At 56.3% G+C, this 26,255-nt stretch carries 22 protein-coding genes; 8 read left to right on the forward strand and 14 right to left on the reverse strand.

The annotated features are described in order from the left end of the window. Window positions 1-116 precede the first annotated feature (116 nt). A complete protein-coding gene (locus DD586_RS06610; RefSeq protein WP_012884035.1) occupies window positions 117-1,268 on the forward strand; it encodes an NADH-dependent flavin oxidoreductase in 1,152 nt (383 codons plus the stop codon). A gap of 176 nt (window positions 1,269-1,444) precedes the next feature. Beyond that, window positions 1,445-1,849: a YybH family protein gene (locus DD586_RS06615; protein ID WP_012884036.1), complete on the forward strand. Its 405-nt coding sequence runs from the start codon at window positions 1,445-1,447 to the stop codon at window positions 1,847-1,849. Window positions 1,850-2,223: 374 nt separating this feature from the next. Here DD586_RS06615 and DD586_RS06620 read toward each other — a convergent pair whose 3' ends face one another. The 3 genes from DD586_RS06620 to DD586_RS06630 all read right to left on the reverse strand — a co-directional run bounded on the left by DD586_RS06620 (window position 2,224) and on the right by DD586_RS06630 (window position 7,502). Then, window positions 2,224-2,700 carry a WbuC family cupin fold metalloprotein gene (locus DD586_RS06620; RefSeq protein ID WP_012884037.1) on the reverse strand — a complete coding sequence of 159 codons (477 nt, stop codon included), beginning with the start codon at window positions 2,698-2,700 and terminating at the stop codon, window positions 2,224-2,226. 384 nt (window positions 2,701-3,084) lie between these two features. Next, window positions 3,085-6,219 (reverse strand): efflux RND transporter permease subunit, encoded by a 3,135-nt coding sequence (locus tag DD586_RS06625; protein ID WP_012884038.1) that lies wholly within the window; start codon window positions 6,217-6,219, stop codon window positions 3,085-3,087. 20 nt (window positions 6,220-6,239) lie between these two features. Beyond that, window positions 6,240-7,502, reverse strand: a complete 1,263-nt coding sequence (locus tag DD586_RS06630; protein ID WP_012884039.1) for an efflux RND transporter periplasmic adaptor subunit — start codon at window positions 7,500-7,502, stop codon at window positions 6,240-6,242. Window positions 7,503-7,635: 133 nt separating this feature from the next. Between DD586_RS06630 and DD586_RS06635 the strand changes: the two genes are divergently transcribed. Both DD586_RS06635 and DD586_RS06640 read left to right on the forward strand, forming a co-directional pair. Next, complete coding sequence (locus DD586_RS06635; RefSeq protein WP_012884040.1) at window positions 7,636-8,382, forward strand: response regulator; 747 nt, start codon at window positions 7,636-7,638, stop codon at window positions 8,380-8,382. After that, complete coding sequence (locus tag DD586_RS06640; protein ID WP_012884041.1) at window positions 8,379-9,455, forward strand: ATP-binding protein; 1,077 nt, start codon at window positions 8,379-8,381, stop codon at window positions 9,453-9,455. The genes DD586_RS06635 and DD586_RS06640 overlap by 4 nt, the downstream gene beginning before the upstream one ends. Window positions 9,456-9,489: 34 nt before the next feature. On the opposite strand, the gene DD586_RS06645 is transcribed toward DD586_RS06640, so the two are convergent. Continuing rightward, the gene (locus tag DD586_RS06645; RefSeq protein ID WP_012884042.1) at window positions 9,490-10,437 is read right to left on the reverse strand and encodes a LysR family transcriptional regulator; all 948 of its coding nucleotides are present in this window, start codon (window positions 10,435-10,437) and stop codon (window positions 9,490-9,492) included. 187 nt (window positions 10,438-10,624) lie between these two features. Between DD586_RS06645 and DD586_RS06650 the strand changes: the two genes are divergently transcribed. The 3 genes from DD586_RS06650 (at window position 10,625) to DD586_RS06660 (ending at window position 13,957) form a co-directional block, all read left to right on the forward strand. After that, window positions 10,625-11,047, forward strand: a complete 423-nt coding sequence (locus tag DD586_RS06650) for a VOC family protein (protein WP_012884043.1) — start codon at window positions 10,625-10,627, stop codon at window positions 11,045-11,047. A gap of 113 nt (window positions 11,048-11,160) precedes the next feature. Next, window positions 11,161-11,925, forward strand: coding sequence for a sulfite exporter TauE/SafE family protein (locus DD586_RS06655; RefSeq protein ID WP_012884044.1), 765 nt, complete (start codon window positions 11,161-11,163; stop codon window positions 11,923-11,925). 289 nt (window positions 11,926-12,214) lie between these two features. Then, a complete protein-coding gene (locus DD586_RS06660) occupies window positions 12,215-13,957 on the forward strand; it encodes an ABC-F family ATP-binding cassette domain-containing protein (RefSeq protein WP_012884045.1) in 1,743 nt (580 codons plus the stop codon). A gap of 360 nt (window positions 13,958-14,317) precedes the next feature. On the opposite strand, the gene DD586_RS06665 is transcribed toward DD586_RS06660, so the two are convergent. The 4 genes from DD586_RS06665 to cfa form a co-directional block, all read right to left on the reverse strand. Beyond that, a complete protein-coding gene (locus tag DD586_RS06665) occupies window positions 14,318-15,013 on the reverse strand; it encodes a LutC/YkgG family protein (protein ID WP_012884046.1) in 696 nt (231 codons plus the stop codon). Then, window positions 15,013-16,440 (reverse strand): LutB/LldF family L-lactate oxidation iron-sulfur protein, encoded by a 1,428-nt coding sequence (locus DD586_RS06670; protein ID WP_012884047.1) that lies wholly within the window; start codon window positions 16,438-16,440, stop codon window positions 15,013-15,015. The genes DD586_RS06665 and DD586_RS06670 overlap by 1 nt, the downstream gene beginning before the upstream one ends. A 9-nt stretch (window positions 16,441-16,449) precedes the next feature. Beyond that, window positions 16,450-17,169 (reverse strand): (Fe-S)-binding protein, encoded by a 720-nt coding sequence (locus DD586_RS06675; protein WP_012884048.1) that lies wholly within the window; start codon window positions 17,167-17,169, stop codon window positions 16,450-16,452. 125 nt (window positions 17,170-17,294) lie between these two features. Continuing rightward, on the reverse strand, window positions 17,295-18,443 hold the full coding sequence (cfa, locus tag DD586_RS06680) for a cyclopropane fatty acyl phospholipid synthase (protein WP_012884049.1): 1,149 nt from the start codon (window positions 18,441-18,443) through the stop codon (window positions 17,295-17,297). Between the two features lie 364 nt (window positions 18,444-18,807). Here cfa and DD586_RS06685 point away from each other — a divergent pair, with 364 nt between their 5' ends. Continuing rightward, on the forward strand, window positions 18,808-19,605 hold the full coding sequence (locus DD586_RS06685) for a helix-turn-helix domain-containing protein (protein ID WP_012884050.1): 798 nt from the start codon (window positions 18,808-18,810) through the stop codon (window positions 19,603-19,605). A 29-nt stretch (window positions 19,606-19,634) separates the two neighbouring features. On the opposite strand, the gene DD586_RS06690 is transcribed toward DD586_RS06685, so the two are convergent. The 6 genes from DD586_RS06690 to DD586_RS06715 all read right to left on the reverse strand — a co-directional run bounded on the left by DD586_RS06690 (window position 19,635) and on the right by DD586_RS06715 (window position 25,750). Beyond that, complete coding sequence (locus DD586_RS06690) at window positions 19,635-20,330, reverse strand: CidB/LrgB family autolysis modulator (RefSeq protein ID WP_012884051.1); 696 nt, start codon at window positions 20,328-20,330, stop codon at window positions 19,635-19,637. Continuing rightward, complete coding sequence (locus DD586_RS06695) at window positions 20,320-20,736, reverse strand: CidA/LrgA family protein (RefSeq protein ID WP_012884052.1); 417 nt, start codon at window positions 20,734-20,736, stop codon at window positions 20,320-20,322. Before DD586_RS06695 ends, DD586_RS06690 begins: the two co-directional genes overlap by 11 nt. A gap of 146 nt (window positions 20,737-20,882) precedes the next feature. Then, window positions 20,883-21,536, reverse strand: a complete 654-nt coding sequence (locus tag DD586_RS06700) for a response regulator transcription factor (RefSeq protein WP_012884053.1) — start codon at window positions 21,534-21,536, stop codon at window positions 20,883-20,885. Then, window positions 21,529-22,599, reverse strand: a complete 1,071-nt coding sequence (locus DD586_RS06705) for a sensor histidine kinase (protein ID WP_012884054.1) — start codon at window positions 22,597-22,599, stop codon at window positions 21,529-21,531. Before DD586_RS06705 ends, DD586_RS06700 begins: the two co-directional genes overlap by 8 nt. Before the next feature lie 60 nt (window positions 22,600-22,659). After that, the gene (locus tag DD586_RS06710; protein WP_019844721.1) at window positions 22,660-23,988 is read right to left on the reverse strand and encodes an ABC transporter ATP-binding protein; all 1,329 of its coding nucleotides are present in this window, start codon (window positions 23,986-23,988) and stop codon (window positions 22,660-22,662) included. Window positions 23,989-23,995: 7 nt separating this feature from the next. Continuing rightward, window positions 23,996-25,750, reverse strand: a complete 1,755-nt coding sequence (locus tag DD586_RS06715; protein WP_012884056.1) for an ABC transporter permease — start codon at window positions 25,748-25,750, stop codon at window positions 23,996-23,998. Window positions 25,751-26,255 lie beyond the last annotated feature (505 nt).

Raw genomic sequence — 26,255 nt, forward strand, 5'->3', positions numbered from 1 at the left:
TAAGTGTTTTTATGCATCTAGTCTACTTAATCAATCCCCTTTATGTTAAGCGAATGCATTGTTTCCTGGCCCTCCCGGGTCAAAAAATTTAACAGCTCTAATACCGAGAAAATCTTGTGAATTATTTAAATTCCCTCTTTGATGCTTTTCGCTTAAAGAATGGTATGACGCTCAGAAATCGCGTCATCATGACACCGATGACAACCTGGTCGGCAAACCCAGACGGGACCATCTCCGATCAGGAAATAGCCTTTGTACGAGCGCGTGCAAAAGATGTTGGTATGGTCATTACGGGATGTACGCACGTCACCCCGGAAGGCGTCGGCTTTACCGATGAGTTCGCTGCCTACGATGATCGCTTCATCCCCAGCCTGCGCAAGCTGGCACAAGCAGCGAAGAGTGGTGGTGCTCCCGCCATCCTGCAGATCTTTCATGCCGGCAGTAAGGCTGTGCCAGAACTCGTTCCGAACGGTCGGATAGTTGGCCCCAGTGAGATGGACGTGCCCGCCGGTCTGTTCAACCGAGGAGGAAACGCTGTCACTGCTCTGGAACATAGCGAGATTGAAAGCATAATCAAGGCATTTGGTGATGCAACACGGCGGGCCATCGAAGCTGGCTTTGATGGCGTTGAGCTGCATGGCGCGCATGGATTTCTCCTTCAGGACTTTTTCTCACCCCTGGCTAATAAACGTGACGACAAATGGGGCGGCTCTGTGGACAAAAGGCTTCACTTCCCTCTGGCGGTCGTTCAGGCCATTAAGCAGGTCATTGAGGTTCACGCGGATCGGCCATTTGCTTTGGGATATCGTATTTCGCCAGAAGAACATGCTGATGGAGGCTTACGGATAGCCGATACGAAGGTGCTGCTTAACGCTCTGGTCAACGCTGGTGTTGATTATATCCACGCCTCTTTGCACGACGTACTCAATGGAAAGCCGAAAGAGGATGATCGCGGTAAGACGACCACACAATTACTTATTGAGCATGTGGACAACCGCGTTCCTTTGATTGCAGCAGGAGGATTGAGGACACCTGCGCAAGCTCAGGCAGCATTAGACCTGGGCCTCTCATTAACAGCAATCGGCCAGGCACTGGTTATTAATCCGGATTGGGTCGCACTGGCCAAAGCTAATCGCGCAGATGAAATTGTGAATACCCTCAATACATCCTCTGTACCGGCTCTGAGTATCCCGGACAAACTTTGGGGGATGATTCAGAAGTCAGAGGGCTGGTTTCCACTGGCTGAGAATGAGCAGGCAACCAAGTAACGTTTATCAAATCCAAATCATTTCTTAGCAGTGCAGATACTGAATAGAAGACACACGGGGTTGCACTGCAGCATAAATTTATCGGGTATCGTGTCCAGCGAGTTTTAAGTCGCCAACACTCATGGCTGCCAAAATCAGGGTCCCGATACCACTCGCACACTTAGTGAGGAATAATAATGAGTAAGACATTGAATGAAGAGCTGGTGAAAATTGAAGCGGCAGCAGTAGCTTACCTGACTGCATTCAATCGTACCGACATCCCTGCTTTAATCGAAACCTATACTCATGATGGCGTGCTTATGGGGCCGGGCAGGCCAGCGTCAATAGGCAAGGATGAGCTTGAGCTGGCCTATCATAGCGTATTTGAAACAACCGGCTTCAGTATGAAATATGAAATAAAGGAAGTGGAGCAAATCAGCCCCGACTGGGCATTCGTTCGAAGCGCGACGGAAGGAACAGAAACAGACAACGCGACGAGCATCGTCACTCCAGCAGCTTATCAGGAACTGTTTCTGCTACATAAGCCCGCTGCTGGAGCATGGAAGATTGCGCGATACTGCACTACCAAGATAAGTTCATAAGTATGCCCTAGGACTGACGGTAAGATGAGTAGCGGACAAGGCAGCAACAGCCTATGCTATCTCAGTAATATCAGTACGTTAAAGCGTCCGTTTTATGATTTTTCATAAAACGGACGCCCTGTTTATGGAATGACTAAATCTGTGTTTCCGAAATATTTGGTACTGAGCAGACAGTCAACGCGGGAATATTGGGTATATACATGCATTCAGAATCATTTTTTCCTGCCTTTACCCAGAGAATGGTTCTCCGGGTGGTATTAAACTTCCGCGCAATGGCGCTTATACTGACCCCAGCCTTAATACGCACATGAGCGGAAGTTGGCGCTAAAAAGATGACTACCGATGCCGTGTCGATTCACTGCTCAAAGCAAAAATTACAGGGTAAAACCACCATCACCCACTTGCGCCAGTGCATACCATTTCATCAACTCAGCCGTTCCCGGCTCGTTTTCGGCGGGGGCCCATGGGGCCATATCTTGCTCAGCTACTGGCTGGTAACCCCCGTGTTTTACCTCAAAAATAACGCCTCCTTTATCCATCGACAACACTGCATGCCAGGTCCCAGCATCCATTTCCAGCACCTTGCAGTCTTCACCTAACACAACGCGGTGGGTCACGTTGCCTTCGTCATCAAAATTCAATACCAAAAAGCGTCCGATGAGGGATGTCAGCAGCTCAAACGTGTGCGGGTGGCGGTGAGGGCGAACATAGGTACCCGGTTCCATAGCGATAGCCAGGCGCTGAACTGGATCGCTCAATTCAGGGTGGAGATTACGATGAGCACGTAAGCGAGGGGAATTTTCAGCCTGTTCGCTTTGTTCTTGTAGATCACTGAACGTAATTTGTTTCATATTAGCCTTTGTGAATGTAGGTCGCTCACAGGAACCCGGATGCCGTGAGGTTTTATGCTATCAATATCTTTTAATCATGAGTGTTTCAACTTTCCAAAGCAGAAACAGGATTTGTTACTTTTACTGAAAATAGCTTATCAATTTTTCGCCTATGTATCAGATCATTCATTGCATGGTGTCAACGGGGTATGTTCTGCTCTTCGGTGAAAATTACATATTATCGATAGTAATGTCCGCTCATGGCACGCAGCAGACAGAGGCAGAGGGCCTGCTTTAAACATACAGCGATGGTCCCTGGCGATCATTGGTCATGGCGTGATGATAACCGCACAATGAGAGCGGCGACGTGCCGTTGCTTTCCAGCCTGTCGCCGCTCTGCTCGGGTTAGTGTGGGGTGTTTACGTGTGTTGCCCGGCGTTTTTCACGCCACTGATTGTAGCGCTCTTGTATCCGCATCACCGTCACAAAAAACACCGGGACGAAAAACACCGCCAGCACGGTAGCGCTGATCATGCCGCCGAACACGCCGGTGCCGATGGCGTGCTGGGTTTCGGCGCTGGCACCGGATGCCACCATCAGCGGCACCACCCCCAGCACAAACGCCAGCGAGGTCATCAGGATGGGGCGTAAACGCAAACGCGCTGCCGTGACGGCGGCATCCACTAACTCATATCCTTGTTCGCGCAACTGTCTGGCGAACTCGACGATCAGGATGGCATTCTTGGCCGATAAGCCGATAACGGTAATCAGCCCCACTTTGAAGAACACGTCGTTAGGCATACCACGCAGGACGACGGCCAGCACCGCGCCGAGCAGCCCCAACGGTACCACCAGCATCACCGAGACGGGGATAGACCAGCTTTCATACAGCGCTGCCAGTACCAGAAACACCACCACCATCGACAGCAGCAGCAACATCGGCGCCTGGGCGACGGATTGCCGTTCCTGCAATGATTGCCCGGTCCATTCAATGGTGAAGCCGGGTGGAAGCTGCGCCGCCAGTCGTTCCATCTCGGCCATGGCCGCCCCGCTGGATACGCCGGTGGCGGCCATGCCGGAGAGGCGGGCTGCCAGCACGCCCTGATAGCGTGTCAACTGCAACGGGGTATCGCTCCACACCGGCGTGACCACTTCTTTGAGCGAAACCATACCGCCTGAGCTGTTACGCACGTAGAGTTTGAGCACGTCATCCAGTTGCATACGCGCTGGCGCATCGGCCTGAATGATCACCTGTTGCATACGCCCGGCATTGGGGAAGTCGTTCACGTACAGTGAGCCGATCGCGGCAGACAAGGTGTCGCTGATAGTACTGAACGAGACGCCAAGTGCTTCCGCCTTTTGGCGGTCGATTTTTAGCTGAACCGCGCTACCGGGCGGCAGGCTATCCGGGTAGACACTGGTGACAATCTGGCTGTGGGCCGCCAGCGTCAGCAGTTGTGCTTCCGCCGCTTTGAGCGCCTGATAACCCCGGCCGGTGCGATCCTGCAGACGCAGGGTAAAGCCTGACGACGTGCCAAGCTCATCGATAGCCGGTGGCATCAGTATCATGCTGGTGCCTTCACGGATGGTCGACATCGCCTGTTGCGCCAGCGCGATTTCAGCGCGCGTGGTGGTGTCGCCACGCTCAGACCAGCCTTTTAAGGTGGTAAAGGCCATGGCGGCGTTAGGGCCGGAACCGGAAAAGCCAAAACCGAGAATCGACATGTTGGATTCGATATCCGGGCGCGAGGCAATGTGCTGTTCGTAGGTGTTGACCACATCCAGCGTTCGCGCTGCTGTGGCGTCCGACGGTAACTGGAATGACGTCATAAAGTACCCCTGATCTTCTTCTGGCAGAAAATCGGAAGGCAGCTCACGGAGGATCCACGCCAGTGAACCGGTCAGTACGGCAAACAGCAACAGCATACTGCCGCAACGGCGCAGTAGCGCACGGGTACCGGTGGCATAATGATGCGTCAGTTGCTCGAAACGGCGGTTAAAACCGCCGAAGAAACCGCGTTTGGTGTGGTGGTCATCGGCGACGGGCGTGAGCAGTGTGGCGCACAACGCAGGCGTTAGCGTCAGTGCCAGAAACGCCGAAAACAGGATCGACACCGCCATCGATAAGGTAAATTGCCGGTAAATCACGCCTACCGAACCACTGGCGAATGCCATGGGGATGAATACCGCCGACAGTACCAGTGTGATAGCGATAATCGCGCCGGTGATCTCCTTCATGGCACGGGTGGTGGCCGCCTTGGGGGATAATCTCTCCTGCGCCATTAATCGCTCAACGTTCTCCACCACCACGATGGCGTCATCCACAATGATGCCGATCGCCAGCACCATGCCGAACATGGTCAGCACGTTGATGGAAAATCCCGCCGCCAGCATCACAGTGAAGGTGCCGAGCAGGGCGATAGGGGCCACAATCGCTGGGATCAGGGTATAGCGTACGTTTTGTAAAAACAGATACATCACCAGAAACACCAGCACCATCGCCTCAATCAGCGTCCTGAGCACCTGCTCGATGGAGAGTTTGACGAAAGGCGCGGTGTTGAACGGCAACGAATAGTCCATGCCCGCTGGCATGGATATTTTCAGTTCGGCCATCCGTTGGGCGATGGCATTGGCGGTACGCACCGCATTGGCGCCCGGTGCCAGTTGCACCGCGGCAGCGCTGGCATCTTTGCCGTTTTCTCGCACAGAAAAGCCGTAAGACTGGGCACCCAGTTCAACGCGTGCCACATCGGCTAACACCACCCGGGAACCGTCTTCTCTGGCGCGCAGCACGATAGCGGCGAATTGCTCCGGGGTTTCCAGTTGCCCTTGTACCGTCAGTGGGATCGTCACCTGCTGCCCTGGCAAGGTAGGGGCATCGCCGAGCCGCCCGGGAGCGATTTGCATGTTTTGCTGGGTAATGGCGGTCGACAAATCGTTCATGGTCAACCCGTAAGACAACAGCTTGTTGGGATCGACCCAGATACGCATCGCCTGTTCCGCGCCAAATAGCTGGATGCGGCCCACCCCGTCAATCCGGCGCAATTCCTCGACAATGTGGCGAGCCAGATAGTCACCCAACTCAACCTCATCGTAGCGCCCGTTATCCGAGGTCAGGCTGACCATCAGCAGAAAGCCAGAGTCGGCAGATTCCACCTGCATACCGTTTTGTCTGACGGTTTGCGGTAACCGCGGTTCTATCGACTTGAGGCGGTTTTGCACATCCACCTGTGCCAGCTCCGGGTCGGTGCCCGGTTTGAAGGTGACGTTGATCTGCGCCAGTCCGGCTGTATCTACCGATGACTCGAAGTACAGCAGGTTTTTCACACCGGATAACTCGCGCTCCAGCAGCCCGACCACCGCATCGTTGAGCGTTTTGGGTGTGGCACCGGGATAAGACGCGGTAATGGAAATGGTTGGCGGTGCCACCGACGGATAACGGGCAATCGGCAACTGGGGAATGGCGAGCGTTCCCAGCAGCACGATAAACAGGGCTATCACCCAGGCGAACACCGGGCGCTGGATAAAAAATTGCGGCATGGTACCTAACTCCTTTGCGCTTAGCGTGAGGCCATGTCAGTGGCGGACGGCACTTTTTTCCAGTGCTGGGTTGCCACCCAGGCACCGTCGTTCAACCTGTCGCCACCTTCGATCACCACCACTTGACCGGCGGTCAACCCGGCGCGGATGCGGTATTGCCGGTTGACCAGCTCGCCAGGCTCAACCGTGACGATGTGCGCTTTGCTGCGGCCATCAACCACCCAGACTTTGGCCTCGCCGCCATTGCGTGTGACGGCCTGTTGCGGCACCAGCAAGGCATCGGTGTAATGGCTGAGCGGCACGCGGGCGCGAACAAACATCCCCGGTAGCAGTTGTCGTTGCGGGTTGTCGACCAGAATCCGCAGCAGCACGTCGCCGGTGCTCGCATCCACATTGATGCCGGAAAACAGAATTCGTGCCGACATCGGGTAGGGCTGGCCATCGCTACGCAGGATCTCCACCGGTATACCGTCACTGTCTTTAGCCCGCTTGTTCAGCATGTCGCGTAGCTGTTCGAGCGAGGAGGCGGGCTGGCGCACATCGACGTACACCTGATCAATTTGTTGAACCCGTGCCAGTGGCGTGGCGTCGCTGGTGTTGACCAGCGCGCCTTCAGTAACCAGCGCCTGATCGATACGCCCGGTAATGGGGGAGTCGACCGTCGCGAAGCTCAGATCAAGCTGGCGACGCGCCAGTGTGGCGCGTGCCTGTGCGACATCGGCGGCGGCCTGTTCGCGCTGTGCCGTCGCATCGTCGTAGCTCTGCTGGCTGATAGCGCCGGTGCTGAGTAAGGGCTTAAGGCGAGCGACCTGAATCTGTGCCCGGTTTAATACCGACAGGGCACGTTGCAGCGTGGCGTGGGCGGTATCGACCTCGGCTTTGAACGGTGCAGGGTTAATCTGGAACAGTGGTTGTCCGGCACGGATCTCGGCACCCTGTTCAAACAAGCGGCGCTGGATAATGCCGCCCACCTGCGGGCGGATTTCCGCTGTTCTTACCGCCGTCACCCGGCCGGGCAGATCGTCAGTCAGGGTGATGGGGGTCGGTTTTACGGTCATGATGGTGACCTTTGCCGGTGGCGCTTCGACCGGGATCTCGGGTTGGTCGCAACCGGTGAGCAGCATGCCCACCAGTGCCAGCAGTACGCCGTGTCGGCACAACTGTTTGAGCGACACCGGCAGGCGCGTCGTTGCGCCATTCGCTTCGGTTTGACCCGGTACGGCCAACAGCAAGGCCGATAACATGCAGGCGATCGAATATTGATGCGATTTCTTGGTATTCATATAACGTCGTAATCCCTGTTTACCGGCCATAAGGTGGCCAGACTGCGGGAGTGTGCGACAGCTGTGTGCGGTTTCCGTTGGGGAAATATGGAGATATGATGGAGAACCTGCATTTTTTATGATGAGTCGACTAATGACTGTTCATGCGCAATCCATGCCGATGAACGACGAAATTCATGGGGTGGTGCTTATTGCCGAAGATGAGCCGGAAATTGCGGATATTCTTCGCGCTTACCTGACTCGCAGTGGTTTACGCACGCTTCACGCCGCCAATGGTCGTCAGGCGCTGGAATTACACCTCGCCATGAAACCGGATCTGGTGCTGCTGGATGTACAGATGCCACTGGTTGATGGCTGGCAGGTGCTGTCGGGGATTCGCCTGCGCGGAGATACCCCGGTTATCATGCTGACCGCCCTGGACCAGGATATCGACAAGCTGATGGGGTTGCGTATTGGGGCGGATGATTACGTGGTTAAACCGTTTAACCCGGCTGAGGTGGTGGCGCGCGTGCAGGCGGTGTTACGCCGCGCCGGGCTGCGTGCCGAGCGTCAGGCCCCGCAAACGCCGCGCTTTTTGCGTACCGACCTGTTTCAGATAGACCTGGAAAACCATGAGGCGACGGTAGCGATCAGCGGGGTCAGCCAGTCGCTGGAACTGACGCTGACCGAATTTCGTCTGCTGGCTCATATGGCACGCGCACCGCGTCGCGTCTTCAGCCGTGAGGAACTGCTGGTAGCCTGCCTGCCGGAAGGGGATTCGCTCGAACGCACGGTGGATAGCCACATCAGCAAATTGCGTAAGAAACTCGAGCGGTTGGGGTTAAACGGTGTCCCGTCCAGCGTGCGCGGTGTCGGTTACCGGTTAGGCGAATCGTCATGAAGCACAGCGGTAGCCTGAGCCGACAGATTATACGTTCCATGATCCTGCTGGCGCTGTCCGTCACGCTGATGATGGTGGTCGGATCCTACCTCTTCTATGGGCTCATGCTGAGTGTTTCGCCGGAAAGCCTCTCGCCAGACAATCAGTGGATGCCGACGACGGCCGAGTGGTTCTGGATGGGCGGAACGTCCTTACTGGCGTTGCTGATAGCGGTGGTGTTAGCCGTTCGACTGGCCCGCCGCATTCTGGTGCCGTTGAATTCGGTGGCGCACAGCCTGCGCCAAATCGCTGAAGGCGAGTTGAAGGCGCGTGCCGAAACCGATGATTACTCACTGGGGGAAGCGGCCTTACTGGTGCGCGACTTCAACACGATGGCGGAACGGCTGGAGCGCATGGAGCAAGAGCGGGCGTTCTGGAACGCGGCCATCGCCCATGAGTTGCGCACACCGGTCACGATTTTACGCGGCCGTTTGCAGGGGTTGACGGAAGGGGTGTTCGAACCGGATATCGGGTTATTTCGCAATCTGTTGACGCAAGTGGAAGGGCTGGGACGGCTGATTGAAGATTTGCGAGTGGTGGGGCTGGCAGAGAGCGGTCATCTGGAACTGCGCTGGATGCCGACCCGTTTGTCTGATGAGGTAACAGCGGTGGTCAATGCGTTCGGCCCGGTACTGCAACAGGCGGGATTTACGCTGTCGCTGGCGTTGGATGACCACCCGGTGCCCTGCGACCCGGTACGCATCCGCCAGGCTGTGCTGGCACTGCTGGAAAATGCGCAAAAACACGCCACCCCCGGCCCGTTAGGTATTCAGGCCGGTGTGGAGCAGGAACAGGCATTTCTGCGCGTGGAAGACAGCGGACCGGGTATTGCCCCTGATTTTGCCGGGCGCATTTTTGAGGCGTTTACTCGTGGGGAACCCTCGCACCCGGATAACACCAAAGGCAGCGGGCTGGGGCTGGCGGTGGTGCAGGCGATTGCACAGGCGCACGGCGGACAGGCACGTTGTTACCCGGCACCGTCCGGTGGCGCAGTGTTTGAACTACGCTGGCCGATTGCCGGTCGCCAACCGTGAAGGCCCGACCATGGCGCGATAACACCTTTATCACTCAATCACGCTCTGGTGACGGGGTGGGGGCGGCATCACCAGCGCGTGTTGGTACTGGCTGGCGCAGGTGTGCCAGCAAATTGGCGGCTTCAGGCTGCAATATCGCACCGGATTTAATGCCCAGCCACAGTTTGCGGGTGGCCCAGTCATCGGTCAGCCGAATGGCGTGCAGCCCGACGCCGAGAATTTCCGGGCGGACAGCGCCTTCAGGCAGAATGCTGATACCAAGCCCGGCTTCGATCATACGGCACACGGCATCGAAGCTGCTGACCTGAATGCGCAGGCGCAGCAGGTTTCCGTATTCTTCGGCGGTGTCCTGCAACAGTTTTAGCAGTGAACTGCCGTCGTTGAGGCCGACGAAATCGTACGGCAAGGTGTCGGCGAAGGGGATGTCCCGGCAACCGGCGAGCGGATGCTGAGGGGAGACCAGCACCACCAGTTGATCCTCCCGGTAGGGCATTTTTTCGACGCCGGGCGAGGGGACGTTATCAGCGAAAATGCCGATGTCGGCTTGCCCGGTGAGCAGCGCGGTGACCACCGTTTCACTCAGTTTTTCTTCCAGATTGATACGCACCAGCGGGTGACGTTGCAGAAAATCGGCCAGTTCCTGCGGCAAAAATTCGATGATGGCTGAGGTATTGGCCCAAATATGCACGTGGCCGCGTACGCCCACCGCGTAATCCTGCATTTCGCCCGCCATGCGATCGACGCTGTTTACCACCTGACGCGCGTGGTGTACCAGCTCTTTTCCCGCCGCAGTCAACGCCAGACCGCGCGGCATGCGGATAAACAACACACAATCGACGGTGCGCTCCAGCTCCGCCATGCGCTTGCTCAGGGCGGACAGCGTCATGTGAAAATGGGCGGCCGTTTTGGTCAGGCTACCGATTCTGGCGACCTGCAAAAACAGGCGTAGTGACTGCAAGTCAAAGTGCGTGGGATTGATCATGAGCGGGTGACGGTCCTTGAAAGCGTGAGCAGAGTAAGCCTACCACAGCAGTGACCCTTTCCTGACAGGAAAGGGTGATTGACGATTAAGGCATTATCAAACGTGTCGCCAACGCTTAGGATGTCATTCTATTGCCTTTGATCTTAGTTCCTTTGATCTTATAGCCTTAACGACAGGAAACGTCTCGTTGATTAGTCACATTGACCATATTGTGCTGACCTGTGTTGATCCGGCGGCGACGCAGCAGTTCTACACGCAGGTGTTACAACTGCGGCAGGAAACCTTCGGTAATGGCCGCATTGCGTTTTGCTTCGGGCAGCAGAAAATCAATCTTCATGTCAGGGGAAGTGAGTTCGCGCCGCATGCTCATCTGCCTGCTCCAGGGGCGCTTGATCTGTGTTTTATTGCCAGCGAGCCGCTGACGCAGGTGATTGCGCATGTGCAGCGCTGTGGCTGGCCGATTATCGATGGGCCGGTTGAGCGCACCGGTGCGACCGGGAAAATCCGCTCGATTTACCTGCGTGACCCGGATCTGAATTTGATTGAGATAGCCGAACCGTTGTCAGACAACTCGTTATCAGATAACTCATTATCAGACAGCGCGCGCTAAGCGACGCCTGTTTTTTATTCAGGGTATGAATGGGTATTCCATGCTCTATTTCTCACCAACGATTTTTCATCAACGGTTTTTACCAACGATGTAACAGGATGCAGTAGCGGTCTATGACGAGTGTATTGATAACCCAGGTGGCAGTGTGCCTGATACTGGGAATGGGGCTTGGGGTGTGTGGCGGTATGTTGGGCATTGGCGGCGGGTTGATAGCCATCCCGGTGCTGGGAATGCTGTTTGGTATGAACCAGCATCTCGCGCAGGGAACGGCGCTGATCATGATTACGCCGAATGTGCTGATAGGGTTTCTGCGCTATCGGCAGCGCAACAAAATCGATACCCGAATGACATTGATGTTGTGCGCCTTTGCCACCGTATCGGCCTATATCGCCGCGCACATGGCGGCGGCTATTCAGGTTGATAACCTGCAACAGGCGTTTGCCATTTTTCTGCTGGTGCTGGCGGCTTACTACATCTGGCAGTGGGTGAACAGCCAACGTAGCCGTACACCGACGTCAGTATTATCAGCACGTTATCTTCCAGTGCTGGGGGTGGCGAGTGGTTTTATGTCCGGTATTTTTACCGTCGGCGGCGGGCTGGTGGTGGTCCCGGCGCTGGTAACGCTGTTTGGTTTCACCCAGACACAGGCACAAGGTATCGCGCTGGCGCTGGTGGTCCCCGGCGCGCTGGCGGCGCTGGTGTCGTACACGCAGGCCGGGAACGTCGACTGGGCGACCGGCATTCCGCTGGCGATTGGCGGCATTCTCAGCGTGTCATGGGGCGTGGCGCTGGCGCATAAGTTGCCGGTGGTGGCGTTGCGATTGACGTTCTGTCTGGTGCTGGTTGGCGTTGCGGTAGTAATGCTGGTAGGAAAATAACGCGCGGAAAATGTCGCGGGCGGGTGGTGTCAACCGCCCGTTGCCGCTACAATCCGTTCATCGATTAACCTTTGGATAACAATAAGGAGGACTATTATGCTGCGCTGTGAAATGTTTAACACTTCACATCCTTTTGGCGATCGCCGCTGCTCAAGCGTTATCGATATCGTGCTGCGATAACGGTGGCTTGAGCGAAGCAAACCGCATTTTCCCTTCTCTCGGGCTTACCGGGTTATCGTCAGCGTTGTGTTGACGAGGCACACTTGTGCCTGTAACTCTTGAGTAAGCAATGAGCACTTTACTGACTGTACACGCCCTGAGCGTGGATACCCCTTTCGGCCCTCTGCTGAACGACATTTCTTTTACCCTGAATCAGGGTGATCGCCTCGGTCTTATCGGCCATAACGGTTGTGGCAAAAGTACGCTGTTAACGCTACTGGACGGTACGCTATCGCCAGGTCGCGGCAGTGTGACGCGCGCTAATCATTGCCTGCTGGCTCGTGTGGAACAGCATCTGCCGATGGATCTGCACCCGTTGACGATGCTGGAGGCGGTGCTGGCCCGCCTTCCCGAGACGGAACGCCTCAGCGAACGCTGGCGGGCGGAAACCTTGCTGGCGGAGATGGGCTTTGGCGAACACGACTGGCGACGGTGTGCCGGTACCCTCAGCGGTGGACAGCATACCCGACTGCTGCTGGCGAGAGCCTTGATCACCTCGCCGGACCTGCTGTTGCTGGACGAGCCGAGTAACCACCTGGATTTGCCGACGCTATTGTGGCTGGAGCAGTTCCTGCAACACTGGAGTGGCAGCTTTGTGCTGGTTTCCCACGACAGCCAGTTGCTCGATAACGTCACCAACGGCAGCTATATCCTGCGCGACCGACAACTGCATTACTTTGCACTGCCTTGTAGTGCGGCCCGCGCGGCGCTGGTGGAGCGCGATCGCAGCGATGCCTTGCGCCACAAAGCGGAACAGAAGGAAATCGACCGCGTGACCGCCAGTGCTAAACGGCTGGCTATCTGGGGCAAGGTCTATGATAACGAAGACCTGGCGCGCAAGGCCAAGCAGATGGAAAAACGCATCGAGCGGCTAAAAGAGGATCAAACCGAACTGAGCGCCGGTAGTCAGTGGCGGCTGTCGCTGAAAGGCGAAGCACTGAGTGCCGATCGTCTGTTGGAGATGACAACGCTGGACGTCAGCCCGGCACCGCAGCACCCGCCGTTATTCACTGTGCCGTTACAGCGGGTGAAAAGCGGCGACCGGGTGGCGATTATCGGTCGCAATGGCTGTGGTAAGTCTTCGTTGTTGCGTCTTTTGTGGCAACAGTACTCGAGTACGATGCCGGATGGGGCGATTCGTCTGCATCCCCGTGTTCGACTGGGGTATTACGACCAGACGCTGCATCAACTGCGTGATGACGACACGCTGTTCGATGCGCTGGCACCGTTCGCACCGGTGGCGCAGGACCGCAAGATGGCCTTAATCAGTGCCGGTTTCCCGTGGTCGCGCCATCAGCAAACCGTTGCCACCCTGAGTGGCGGCGAGCGTGCCCGGCTGTTGTTTGTCGGGCTGTCGCTGGCGCGTTACGGATTACTGATGCTGGACGAGCCGACCAACCACCTGGATATGGAAGGCAAAGAGGCGCTGGCCGATACGCTGCAAGATTTTGACGGCGGTGTATTGCTGGTGACGCATGACCGGGCGCTAATCAGCCGCAGTTGCAACCGTTTCTGGCTGATTGAGCACGGTGTGTTGAGCGAGTGGCACGATCTGGACCTGATCTATCAGCGTCTGGGGGCCGCGCCTGCTGACACCGCACCCTCTTTGGCACCGCCACCAGCGGCGGCGTTGCAGGTGACATCAGAGCGTATCGATGAAGCTGACAGGCTGCTGGCGCAACTGGTTGAACTGGAAAACCGGCTGGCTGAAGACCTGGCGCGCAAGGCGAAGCACCAGAAACCCGCGCTACAGACGCAGTGGCGGCAAGAAATCGCCCGCCTCAACGCCTTGCTGGGATTGGCACAACGTTGACCGTGCCTGTTTGCAGAGGCATAAAAATACCGACGAATTATTTTGGTTACACGGTATTGGGTTTTCTGGCGTAAAAAACTGCGCTGAGGTGGGTGGCTTCGCCGGGTGAGCGGCAGGACGCCGCGAAAGCCCGTGCCGCGTCTGGAACGCGTCACGGGCGGCCCGAACAGCGAAGACGAACACCGAAGGTACCGCGAAGCGGCACAGTTTAGCCCTCAAGCCAGTGGTCAAGGAGAGGTGGCGCTTGCACCTCTCCTTGTCGTGCGTGCGATGATGTTACAAAGGAAGGCATGAAATCATCACGCACGAAACCTCTCACTGTTCCACCATAACCCGACACCTCATGCCGCAGGCAGACTATCAGCAATCCTCAATAATCAGGTACGCGGCATTTAACGGCCCGTGTACCCCCACCACCTTAATCAGTTCGATATCGGCGGTAGAACTGGGGCCCGCTATCAGGTTGATACACGACGGTAAAGGTTCACCCCGTTGCGCCCGCTGGCGCAAATGCTGGGCCAACTGTGCAACTCGCGGCAACAGGCAGCTTTTGCGGACAATAAACAGTGTTGATTCTGGCAACAGGCTCAGGCCGCGTCCTTGTTGCGGGGTAGAGAACAGCACCACACCACCAGATTCAGTCAGGCCATAATCGGCGTACACCACGCCGATACGCGCCTGTGTGGCGAGTTTTAGGTTGTCTTCCCCGGCAGCCGGGTCCCAGCACTGTGCCTGATAGTGCTGTTGCAGGTAGTCGGTGACCCCCAGCTCTATCAGTCGTTCATCGCCACTGATCAGTACCGGCGCGCCGCCATAATGCTGGCACAGCTTTCCGGCGGCCTCTGCGACCTGATTAAGCGGCGTGACCTCGCAATGCGCCAGCATCACGTTACTGGCGTAATCAATGAAGGCATCACAGCGCTGTTGCGCTGTCAAATCGGTCAGACGGGTCGGGGCCGGGTTATTGTCCAGCGGCGGCAACGGCAGCGGTGTTTGACGTGGCTCGCGCCCCAGTCGCCGGGCCAGGTTAGACAGAAAGGCGTCACGGTTTTCCATTAGCGTTTCTCCTTAGTCTGACGCTGATGCTGTTTGAACCAACTGCGGAAGCTCTGACCATCGGCATCCGGCAGGTCGCGGGCTTCGGTCCACTCGCTGATCGCACCGATGTTAAACGGTATCTTGCCGTTACGAATGAGCAAGCGGGCGGCACGCGCGCCTGCCACCATGCCGACTTTCCACAGGCCAGGGTGGCTATTGGCGTAGTTGAACAACCCGACGATGCGCCGCTCGGCGGCAGGCGTCATCCCATTTTCTGCCAGCGTGCGTCGGTGTTGCACAATCAGTGAGGACAGCGGAATGCGTACCGGACATACGTCATCGCAGGCGGTACACAGCGAACAGGCGTAAGGCAGGTTCTTGAAGTCTTCATAGCCACCCAGTAGCGGTGATAATACTGCGCCGATAGGGCCGGGATAGATAGAACCGTAACCGTGACCACCGATATGGCGGTAGGCCGGACAGGTGTTGATGCAGGCACCGCAACGAATACAACGCAGAATATCCTGGAACGGCGACCCTAGGATCTGCGAGCGGCCATTATCGACGATCACCAGATGAAACTCTTCCGGGCCGTCAACGCCGCCCGGGTCGCGGGGGCCGGTCAGCCAGGTGTTGTAACCGGTCAGACGGGCACCGACTGCACTGCGCGCCAGCATGGTGAGCACCACATCCAGTTCCTCAAAGGTCGGAACGATACGCTCCATGCCCATCACGGCGATGTGCGTGCGGGGCAGGGTGGTGCATAAGCGGGCGTTGCCTTCATTACTCACCAGACTGACGGTGCCGGTTTCCGCGACAGCAAAGTTACAGCCGGTGATCCCCACGTCGGCGCTGAGGAAGTCGGCACGGATTTTCTGGCGAATAAAGCGGGTCATGGCTTCCGGCGTTTCCGGGCCGTCATAGCCCAACTGTTGTTGCAGTACGCGCTGGATTTGGTGGCGATCTTTGTGGATGGCCGGTACTACTACATGGGAGGGGGCATCTTTGTCCAGTTGCAGGATGTATTCGCCGAGATCGGTTTCGATGACCTCGATACCGGCATTCTCCAGCACGGCATTCATCCCGATCTCTTCGGTCACCATCGATTTGGATTTCACTACCTTGCGGGCTTGTTTAGCCTGTGTGACTTGCAAGATGTAACGGGTAGCGTCTTCGCGTGTTTCGGCAAAGAATACCTTGCCGCCGCGAGCGGTGACCTGTTCGGACAACTGATACAGGTAGGCGTCGAGGTTATCGAGCACATGGGCGCGAATCTGCGCCGCACGGGTGCGCCAGACATCCCACTCGCCCAGTTCATCGACCATCTTCTGGCGGTTGGCGCCGATACGCTCCTGCGCGTTGGCAACCGCCTGGCGCATGATGGGGTCGTCTATCTGCTGGCGGATACGCTCATGAAACGGGGTATTGCTGGTCTTGAGGTACATGGCGTCTCCTTAGCGGCTCATCAGTACTTCTGCGATATGCATCACCCGAACGGCATGCCCTTCGCGCTGTAGTCGCCCGCCGATGTTGAGCAGGCAACTGACGTCGGCACCGATCAGGTAGTCCGGTTTGGCCTCCATGATGTGCGCGACTTTTTCTTTCACCATTTCACCGGAGATCTCCGCCATTTTGACGGAAAAGGTACCGCCGAAACCGCAGCAGGTTTCCTGTCCATGAAACGGCAGCAATTCCAGGTCACGTACCTGATGCAATAACGCCAGCGGCTCTTCCCGCACCCCCATTTTACGAAACAGGCTACAGGATGGGTGGTAAACCGCTTTGCCCGGCAGACGGGCGCCGACATCGGTGACCCCAAGGCGGTTAACAATAAACGAGGTGAGGTCTACCATGCGGCTGGCGACCTGGGTGGCGCGTCTGGCCCACTCCGGCTCGTCTACCAGCCAGTCGGCATAGTGTTTGATAGCGTTGGTACAGGAACCAGCAGGCGACACGATAGGGTCATCGTTCTCTTCCAGGGCGGCGATCAAGTTTTTCATGCCCGGCCGCGCGTCGCGGATATATCCGCTGTTGATGGCGGGTTGACCGCAACAGCCTTGTCGCTCGGGAAAGTGAATATGGCAGCCGAGCTGCTCCAGCAACAGCACGCTGTCACGGGCCATACGCGATTTGAGCGCATCGCCGATGCAGGTGACAAAAAAATTCACATTCATGTTGTTTTAGCTTCCTGTTTGTAGGGGGTAACCACTCGGGTGAGTCACTCGGGTTAAACGTCAGTAGGCGCATTATTGTCGTATGTTCATCAGCCTGCGCCTTGTAGCCTGAACATGGGTCACACTCAACGGGGGACGTTCAATCCCTGTTCGACGCCCCGGCTAAAAAGAACCTGCCATAGCTGGATATTTCTGGCCCGAAAAGCACCGGCGCAGGCGGTCAGATAGTAACTGAACATGCGCCGGAAGGCGGGTGAATACTCGTCAGCCAGATGCGGCCAGGCGGTGTTAAAGCGAGCCAGCCAGGCCATCAGGGTTTTATCGTAATCGGCACCGAAGTTGTGCCAATCTTCCATCACAAAATAGGATTCACTGGTGTCGGCAATTTGTTTAATGGATGGCAGGCATCCGTTGGGGAAAATGTATTTATTGATCCACGGGTCAACGTTATGCGCCGTTTTATTCGACCCGATGGTATGTAACAGGAACAGGCCGTCCGGCTTCAGGCACCGATTGACCACGTCAAAATAGGTGGCGTAATTTTTCGGTCCCACGTGTTCAAACATGCCGACGGAGACAATACGGTCATACTGTTGGTGCAGATCGCGGTAATCCTGCAACAGAATATGGATATCCAGCCCGCCGTTGCGCGCTTCCACAAAGGCCTTTTGCTCGGCAGAAATGGTGACGCCATGCACGGTGACGCCGTAATGCTGAGCGGCGTATACCGCCAGTCCTCCCCAGCCGCAGCCGATATCCAGCAGCGTCATGCCGGGTTTCAACTGGAGTTTTTCGCAGATCAACGCCAGTTTGTGCTGCTGTGCGTCATCAAGGGTGTCGGCCTCTTTCCAGTAACCGCATGAATACTGCATGTAGGGGTCAAGCATATGGCAGAACAGGTCGTTGCCGAGGTCATAGTGGACTTTGCCGACCTGCCAGGCGCGTTTGCGCGACTGAAGGTTGACCAGCCGTGCCAGCCCGATACGCATCAGGTCGCCCCAGCGTGCCGGACGCTGTTCATCTAGCCGGGCGGCGAGTATCCGGTGAAAAAACATATCGAGCCGCGCACAGTTCCACCAGCCTTCCATGTAACTTTCACCTAATCCCACGGAGCCTTGCTGTAGTACCCGTTTGAAAAAGCGTGAGTCGTTAACCTGAATATCCCAGGGTTCGGTGCCGTTAATGGTTATCCCAGCCTGATGTAACAGTTCCTGCGCAATACGCCGCCATTCATTTTTTTCGCTGATATCATCAACGATGCACACATTACTCATGATGTCTCCTTAAATAACAGTTAGTTCAATGACTTATTACAGGTGCTAATCACTACTGGGGTACTGTTATTTCGGGACATCTTGTTTCGTGACATCTGTGGTTGCCGCAAAAATGACGTATTCCCTCAAAACATGGACAAGGTATGACTAAAAACGGCGGGTAGCCGTGATATAAACGTAATGTCGCTTCCATGAAGTGTTCCCCAATCCATTTTCTGGTTTGAAAAATCGTATGCTCACAGAGACTTCGGTCATCAGGTCATGGGCTGGCACCTGCTGAATAGGTGTTGATTATCGGGTAAATCAGGCTGGCCTGCGTTACCCTATCAAGACAAACTTCATCGAGTAGAGGTCAGGTCGTTATATGTCTCATTCGCTAGTGTCATCCCCCCACTTGCCGATAGCAGGGCAGCCTGCGCCGGTATTGCTGTCTTTACCGCGTCCGGTCTACTTTCGCTCTTATCCACTGGTGAAAGGGACTGAGGTGGCGCAGCATCAGCACCCGTTTGTCGAGTTCCTGTATGCGCGTGAAGGGGGAATGCGGGTAGAGATTGAGGGCAAAACGCTGATCGTACCGGTACTGTATGGCGTGTGGATCCCGGCGCATGTGCCGCACTGTATTCTGTCAACCAGTGATGTGATGCTGGAAAGCCTGTATATCGAGCCGGATTATGTGGCCATCGACCACAGCAGTTGTAAGGTGGTGCTGGTCAGCGATTTTATTCGCGAGTTTATCCACTATGCCACCAAACACGTGCCGGAACAGTATGACTACGATGGCGATGACGCCCAGTTGGTCAAAGTACTGACCACCTTGCTGCGGCAGTTGCCGGATGCGGGGTTTTCGCTGTCGTGGCCGTCTTCCGCCACCTTGATGCGGGTATGCCGCGATATCCAGCAAACGCCGGATGCGCCTCACGGCATTGAGGAATGGTCGGCACGCACCGGCATGTCGGTGCGTACGTTTTCGCGTCGTTTTAAGAAAGAGACCGGTGTGGCGTTCAGTGAGTGGAAGAAACGCATGCGGTTACTGGAATCCGTGGTGATGCTGAAAAACAACCGCAGTGTCACGCAGGTGGCGCTGGATCTGGGGTATGCCAGCACCGCCTCATTTACCTTCGCGTTTCGCCAAATGTTTGGCGTACCGCCGACGCGTTATTGACCGGTTTCTCGCGCCTCTTACAGTACGGATTAGTGAGTCAGCGCCATCATCATCGGGAACAGCAGCGGTGCCATCAGCGACGTCATGATGCCGCAGATAACCAGCGCCAGTGAGCTGAACGCGCCTTCTTCATAGTCCAACTCGGCGCAGCGGGCCGTACCGAGTGCGTGAGATGCGGTGCCCATTGCCAGGCCGCGCGCCGCTTTGGTGTGAATGTGCATCACATTCAGCAACATATGACCGAATACTGCGCCAAGAATACCGACAAAGATGACGCACACCGCACTGATGGCTGGAATACCACCGATGCTGCCACCCACCGCCATGGCAATCGGCGTGGTGACCGATTTGGGCATAATGGAAGCGGCAATCGCTGGGGTGGCCCCGAGACGCAAGGCAATCCAGGTGCCGCTCACCATCGCCACCAGACTACCGATAAAACAGATGCTGATGATCGACTTCCAGCGCATGCGGATTTGATGCAATTGCTCATACAACGGAAACGCCAGCGCGACCACCGCCGGTTGCAACAGGCTGTTTAACACCGAGCTACCCCGGAAATAGCGTTCGTACGGGATATGGCAAAGCAGTAAAAACGCAATCAGTACCACCATCGACACCAGCAGGGGGTTTAACAACGGTGAATTCAGCCGTTGTGCCAGCCGACGCGCCAGAAAGAACACCAGCAGCGTTAACGGCAGCGACCAGACGATATCATGCCACATGGTTGGCTCCTTTTTCCTCGTCAGTCGGATGACGGGCCGATTTACGCCCGTGAACCAGATGCGAGCAGCTGCTGACGGTGATCAACACCACCAGCGTACTGGCGGCGCACGAGAGGATCACCGGTGCGAACTGGGCGCGTAGCAAATCAAAGTACTGCATTACGCCGACGCCAATCGGCACAAACAGCAACGCCATATAGCGGATCAACACGTGACAGCCCGGTTTGACCCACTGCGCCGGAATAATCTGCAACGACAGCAGCAAAAACAGGATCAGCATACCGATGATGCTGCCCGGCAAGGTGATAGGCAGCACGGCGGCAATGCCGATACCGAGGTACAAACAGGCGTAAATCAGTAAGAACGCCCTGGCCTGGTGCCAGAAGTGGGTCATAAAGGTATTCATGAACGCATTTACCACGGATAAAAGTTGCCACTGAAGCAGTGGGGGGATAACGGTGTTGATTATCGCTCGCTTAGCCGTGGCGCTTATTATCAAATCAGGACGATGTTTATCGATTATGTGACGAAGTTAAACGACAAGCGTAGTGGTTACCCCTGCACGCTCTTTTTCAGGGCATCGTACAACCGCACCAGCTCGGCCAGCGAGTCGGCGTTCATCTTGCGCATCACCGCCGCGCGCCGCACTTTCACTGTGATTTCGCTGACACCGAGTTGGGCGGCTACCTGTTTGTTCAATTGGCCGGTGACCACGTGTTCCAGCACCTGTTGTTCACCGGTAGTCAGGCTGTCGTAACACGCTTGTAGCTTAGCCTGCATATCGGCATGACGGCGTTGTTCGCCATCACGCTCCAGCCCTTTCTGGATAGCATCGAGCAAGTCCTGCTCGCGAAATGGCTTAGTCAGGAACTCCAGCGCACCCGCTTTCATGGCGCGTACCGACATGGGAATATCGCCGTGGGCGGTAATAAAAATCACCGGTAGCGTGATGCCATGACGGTGCATCTCATCCTGAAAATCCAGCCCGCTCATGCCCGGCATGCGCACATCCAGAATCAGGCAACCAGGGCGGTCAGGCCGTGATGCGCTGATGAAGTGTTGCGGTGACTCGAAGGTGCGGCTTTCCAGCCCGACCGATGCCAGCAAATCTTCCAGTGCCGCGCGCACCGAGGCGTCGTCATCCACGATATAGACCAGCGGCGCGGGGTCATTCGCTAAGGTGTTATTCAGTAAGGCGTCATTCATGGTGCTTTTTTTCCGTCCCCGGCAGGGTGAAGTAAAACGTTGCGCCGCCGTCGCTATTGGCGCTGGCCCAAATCTGGCCGCCGTGGGCTTCGATGATCGAGCGGCTGATGGTCAGGCCCATCCCCATTCCGGTCGATTTGGTGGTGAAAAAGGTTTCAAACAGCCGCTCACGTTGTTCCGGTGTAAAACCCACACCGTGATCGCAAACCGCAAAACGGATATCGCCGCTGATATCGCGCTCCACGCTAACCGACAGTGTGCGTTGTTCGGCCCCGGTGGCCGCGATGGCATCCAGCGCGTTCAGCATCAGGTTCATCAACACCTGCTGAATCTGGATTTTGTCAGCCAGAATGGGCGGCAGCCCTTCCGCCACATTGAGACTAAACAGAATATGCTGTTGCATCAGTTCAGTACGGATCAACAGCAGCATTTCATCAATGGTATCGGTGATGTTCAGCCACGCTTTATGCGGTGGGGTGCGGCTGGCGAAGCCACGGATACGGGCGATAATTTCGCTGGCGCGCGTCGCGTCGTTGATGATGCGCTGCACTGCCAGCTCGGCGCGAGCCTGGTTGGGCGGCGAGGCGTTGAGCCAGCGCAGGCAGGCTTCGCCACTGGTGACGATGGAAGCCAGTGGCTGGTTAACTTCATGGGCGATTGAGGCGGTGAGTTCTCCCATCAGGTTAACACGGGAGATTTGTACCAGTTGGGCGCGCGCTTCGTGAAAAGCATTAATCGCAGCGGACATTTTCAACGCCAGATAGGTCGACAGCGTGATCGCCAGCAGGCTGATGCCGCAGTTAATCAGGCTGGATTCGCTACCGTCAGGCTTGCTGAGCTTGTAACTGAGCAGGGTCAGGATAATACACAACGTGGCGATGGCGGTGACGCCGCGTGGCGGTAAAAAACGCACCGCCAGCAGCACAATGGCAATCTGAAATACCCCCACCGCGATCTCCAGATCGGTGAGGGTATCCACCACGGCGATGCCCACGGCCATCAGCACCAGCGGGATAGCCCGCAGTGTGGTGGCTGCGTGACCGACACGTGTTTTCTCACTCATGTTGTTTCTCTCATGAACAAGGGCCTTTTCTGTGTCGATCACACCACGATGAGTCTGTGATTACGACGGATTTTCCAGGCTGAACTGGTCGTGGATATCGTCGTAAGCGAACAGTTCCGCATAACGTCCCCACTGTGTGACGGCATTCAGCGTTTGCGCTGCGTCGATTTCCGACATGAAATCCTCCAGCTCGTCACGGAAGCGACGCGCCGGGGCGGTACGCGACGAACGTTCGTCCAGTACCCGCCGGATGTGCGCGACCAGCGGCACATAATTGAGCAAATGCTGGGCGAACAGCTGTTTACGTTCGTCCACACTGGCATTGGCGTACCGGGCGGCGGCAGGCAACAGCCGGATATCGCCCCCTTGCAGTTCGGCAAAGCGCAACAGTTGCAAAATTTCCCCTACCGGGAACAGCTCGTCAGCCGTGTACTGCAAGGCGTTAGCCAGTTCAGGCAGGTCGGCTTTGCCCGCATAAGGCGCGGCGTGTACGGCTTCAATCAGGCCCGCCAGCGAGTTGGTAGAGACCAACGGCAACACCATACCCAACCCTGAACCGGGGAAAATCCCCTGACGTGCGGTACCCGCACTGTTATCCGTTGTCATTTTAACGTAAATGTCTTCAACCAGCGCGCGAAACGCCGGATCCTGACGGTTACGCGGTTGCGGCAGGTCGACACGGATTTCACACGCGACCCGGCCGGGGTTGATGGAAAACAGCACGATACGATCGCACATTAACACCGCTTCTTCGATGTTATGCGTCACCATCAGGATGGATTTGATCGGCATTCTGCCTTCGCCCCACAGATCCAGCAGGTCGGTGCGCAGGGTTTCAGCGGTCAGCACGTCCAGCGCGGAAAACGGCTCGTCCATCAACAGGATGTCCGGGTCCACCACCAGCGCACGCGCCAGTCCGACGCGTTGACGCATCCCGCCGGAAAGTTCTTTGGGGTAGGCGTTTTCAAAGCCATCAAGACCGATCAGGTCGATGGCGGCCAGTGCCCGTTTGCGACGTTGCTCCACCGGTACGTTTTGCGCTTCCAGCCCAACTTCGACGTTTTGTTGCACCGTCAGCCAGGGAAACAGGGCGAAGCTCTGGAAGACCATGCTGACAGTCGTCGGTCGGCCATCTGGCCCCGGCGGGAAATCCACCTGACCGGCGCTGGGCGTCAGCAGACCGGCTATCGAACGCAGCAGGGTCGATTTGCCGGAACCGGAGCGGCCGAGCAATCCGACGATTTCGTTGTCGTACAACGTCAGGTTAACGTCATCCAGCACCAGTCGTTCGGCGCTGCCGGATTTGCCATACAGATGCCGAACGTGTTGTACATTCACCAGACAGTTTTGCTGATGAGCCAGATTGATTGGCTGAAGAATAGTCATCATGTTCTCCTTAACCGAGGCGCAGGCGGCGTTCGGCGAATTGGTACAAGGGGCGCCACAGCAGGCGGTTAAACGCGATCACGAATACCGACATCACCGCGATGCCCAGCGCGACCTGATGAAAATCGGCGGCGGTGGTCGCGTTGGCGATGTAAGCGCCAAGGCCGGTGGCTTCCAGATGTTGTTTCCCCCAGGAAATGGATTCGGACACGATACTGGCGTTCCAGGAGCCGCCGGAGGCGGTGAGCGCTCCCGTCACGTAGTAGGGAAAAATGCCCGGCAGCGCGACCTGACGCCACCACTGCCAGCGCCGGATACCGTAAATACGCGCGGCTTCCAGCAGGTCGGTCGGCAGGGCTGCCGTGCCCGCGATGACGTTAAACAGGATGTACCACTGGGTACCCAGCACCATCAGTGGCGACAGCCAGATATCCGGATTGAGGTTAAAACCCGCAATCAGGATGACGGCGAACGGGAACAACACGTTGGCCGGAAACGCCGCCAGAAACTGCGCCAGTGGTTGCAGACGTTCCGCCACACTGGGTTGCAGGCCAATCCACACACCGATTGGCACCCAAATAACACTGGCCAGCGCAATCAACACCACCACGCGAGCGAGTGTTGCCAGCCCCATGCCAAACACGGCAATCACATCCGCCATACCGAGCGAGGCACCGATGTATTGCACCAGCTGTACCACGCCTGCCAGTACGCCGATAATGACCAGCGCCAGCCACAACCGGTCGGTGATTTTGTTGTAGCGAGGGCTGGGCGTATGGCGTAAAAACCGCGGCACTGACGGCCAGCGCAAGGCCGCCAGCGTGTAGAACGGCCAGCTCAGCACGTTGATGATTGCCGTCGAGATGTGGGTACGGCGAACAAGGTCGTATACCCAGGAACGCGGTCTTTTCTGCGATGCGGTTTGTTCAAAGCGGAATTTATCCGCCCAGGCCACCACCGGCCGGAACAGCAGTTGATCGTAAAGCACAATCACCACCGTCATGGCGACCACTGCCCAGGCGATAGCCGTCAGGTTTTCCTGAGCGATAGCCAGCGCCAGCCAGGAGCCGATCCCCGGCAGGCTGACGGTGGTGTTGCCGACGGTAATGGCTTCTGAGGCCACCACGAAGAACCAGCCGCCGGACATTGACATCATCATGTTCCAGACCAGTCCGGGGATGGCGAATGGCAACTCCAGCCGGATAAACCGCCGCCAGGGCGAAAAGCCGAATTGCTGGCTGACTTCACTCAGATCGCCCGGCAGGGTGCGTAACGACTGGAAAAAACTAAATGCCATGTTCCACGCCTGACTGGTGAAAATCGCGAAAATCGCGGCACATTCCACCCCCATCTGGCGACCGGGGAATAGCCCCATAAAAAAGGTGACAGTGAAGGTTAAAAACCCCAGTACCGGCACCGATTGCAGAATATCCAGCGCTGGGATAATCACCATTTCGGCTTTACGGCTTTTGGCCGCCAGCGTGGCGATAACCAGCGTGAACAGTAACGACACCGCCAGCGCCACGAACATGCGCAGCGTGGTGCGTAATGCGTATTCCGGCAGCAGGGCGATATCCAGCCTGACCGGGCTGGCATCGAGAATAGACAGCGGCAGGCTCATTTGCTCCATGCCGTACACCACCAGCGCAACAACCAGCGCCAGCAGGGTAAAAAATAGGATATCGGCCCGATAAGACGGTGTCGCGCGCTGTCTGGTGAGCAGCGCACGGTTATCCGTCATGATGTCCTGGAGTGGATGGCGCATGATTTTCCTCCCGGTAAGTCAGGCAGTAGCTGGAAAGTGATTCCTGTGCTATTTGCCAAATCTATTAGCCAAATGATACCGGCATTGTCAGTGTGCTCTGAGCAATACGACGATGGTGCGGCGTTATTCTTTAATGCGTGGCAGGAAAGTAAAATAATCGAGACAGAGCGTCCACGATTAAAAAGTATAGGTCATGTATACCAAAGTATATTCGTGAAAAGGGAGGGTATTTTCTGCGTGGGAATTTAAATTTTTTTATTAAAAATCAATTGATTAAATTTGTTTATTTTGTGTTATATATTTGTATTTAATAATCGCTACGGATGTTTTTTATCACCCGATGGATAAACAAATTCGGCGGCGTATTTATTTTTTACTTACTGTGAATCTTTTATGAATATTTAGCACGTATAGAGACTGCGGAAAACAGTATTCTGACACCCGAAGAGAAAATACAAGCGAGAGCATCGCGATACGGAATGGAAGGATACGCCGAGGGAAGATA

Source organism: Dickeya parazeae Ech586 (genome assembly GCF_000025065.1).
Classification (GTDB): domain Bacteria; phylum Pseudomonadota; class Gammaproteobacteria; order Enterobacterales; family Enterobacteriaceae; genus Dickeya; species Dickeya zeae.

What these genes read in the sequence shown, in the direction of transcription:
- DD586_RS06695 (WP_012884052.1), bottom strand. Translation starts at nt 20,736, where the DNA reads ATGAATACCTTTATGACCCACTTCTGGCACCAGGCCAGGGCGTTCTTA.
- DD586_RS06700 (WP_012884053.1), bottom strand. Translation starts at nt 21,536, where the DNA reads ATGAATGACGCCTTACTGAATAACACCTTAGCGAATGACCCCGCGCCG.
- DD586_RS06670 (WP_012884047.1), bottom strand. Translation starts at nt 16,440, where the DNA reads ATGTACCTCAAGACCAGCAATACCCCGTTTCATGAGCGTATCCGCCAG.
- DD586_RS06660 (WP_012884045.1), top strand. Translation starts at nt 12,215, where the DNA reads ATGAGCACTTTACTGACTGTACACGCCCTGAGCGTGGATACCCCTTTC.
- cfa (WP_012884049.1), bottom strand. Translation starts at nt 18,443, where the DNA reads ATGAGTAATGTGTGCATCGTTGATGATATCAGCGAAAAAAATGAATGG.
- DD586_RS06655 (WP_012884044.1), top strand. Translation starts at nt 11,161, where the DNA reads ATGACGAGTGTATTGATAACCCAGGTGGCAGTGTGCCTGATACTGGGA.
- DD586_RS06640 (WP_012884041.1), top strand. Translation starts at nt 8,379, where the DNA reads ATGAAGCACAGCGGTAGCCTGAGCCGACAGATTATACGTTCCATGATC.
- DD586_RS06635 (WP_012884040.1), top strand. Translation starts at nt 7,636, where the DNA reads ATGACTGTTCATGCGCAATCCATGCCGATGAACGACGAAATTCATGGG.
- DD586_RS06690 (WP_012884051.1), bottom strand. Translation starts at nt 20,330, where the DNA reads ATGTGGCATGATATCGTCTGGTCGCTGCCGTTAACGCTGCTGGTGTTC.
- DD586_RS06620 (WP_012884037.1), bottom strand. Translation starts at nt 2,700, where the DNA reads ATGAAACAAATTACGTTCAGTGATCTACAAGAACAAAGCGAACAGGCT.
- DD586_RS06615 (WP_012884036.1), top strand. Translation starts at nt 1,445, where the DNA reads ATGAGTAAGACATTGAATGAAGAGCTGGTGAAAATTGAAGCGGCAGCA.
- DD586_RS06685 (WP_012884050.1), top strand. Translation starts at nt 18,808, where the DNA reads ATGTCTCATTCGCTAGTGTCATCCCCCCACTTGCCGATAGCAGGGCAG.
- DD586_RS06625 (WP_012884038.1), bottom strand. Translation starts at nt 6,219, where the DNA reads ATGCCGCAATTTTTTATCCAGCGCCCGGTGTTCGCCTGGGTGATAGCC.
- DD586_RS06705 (WP_012884054.1), bottom strand. Translation starts at nt 22,599, where the DNA reads ATGAGTGAGAAAACACGTGTCGGTCACGCAGCCACCACACTGCGGGCT.
- DD586_RS06710 (WP_019844721.1), bottom strand. Translation starts at nt 23,988, where the DNA reads ATGATGACTATTCTTCAGCCAATCAATCTGGCTCATCAGCAAAACTGT.
- DD586_RS06675 (WP_012884048.1), bottom strand. Translation starts at nt 17,169, where the DNA reads ATGAATGTGAATTTTTTTGTCACCTGCATCGGCGATGCGCTCAAATCG.
- DD586_RS06715 (WP_012884056.1), bottom strand. Translation starts at nt 25,750, where the DNA reads ATGCGCCATCCACTCCAGGACATCATGACGGATAACCGTGCGCTGCTC.
- DD586_RS06645 (WP_012884042.1), bottom strand. Translation starts at nt 10,437, where the DNA reads ATGATCAATCCCACGCACTTTGACTTGCAGTCACTACGCCTGTTTTTG.
- DD586_RS06630 (WP_012884039.1), bottom strand. Translation starts at nt 7,502, where the DNA reads ATGAATACCAAGAAATCGCATCAATATTCGATCGCCTGCATGTTATCG.
- DD586_RS06665 (WP_012884046.1), bottom strand. Translation starts at nt 15,013, where the DNA reads ATGGAAAACCGTGACGCCTTTCTGTCTAACCTGGCCCGGCGACTGGGG.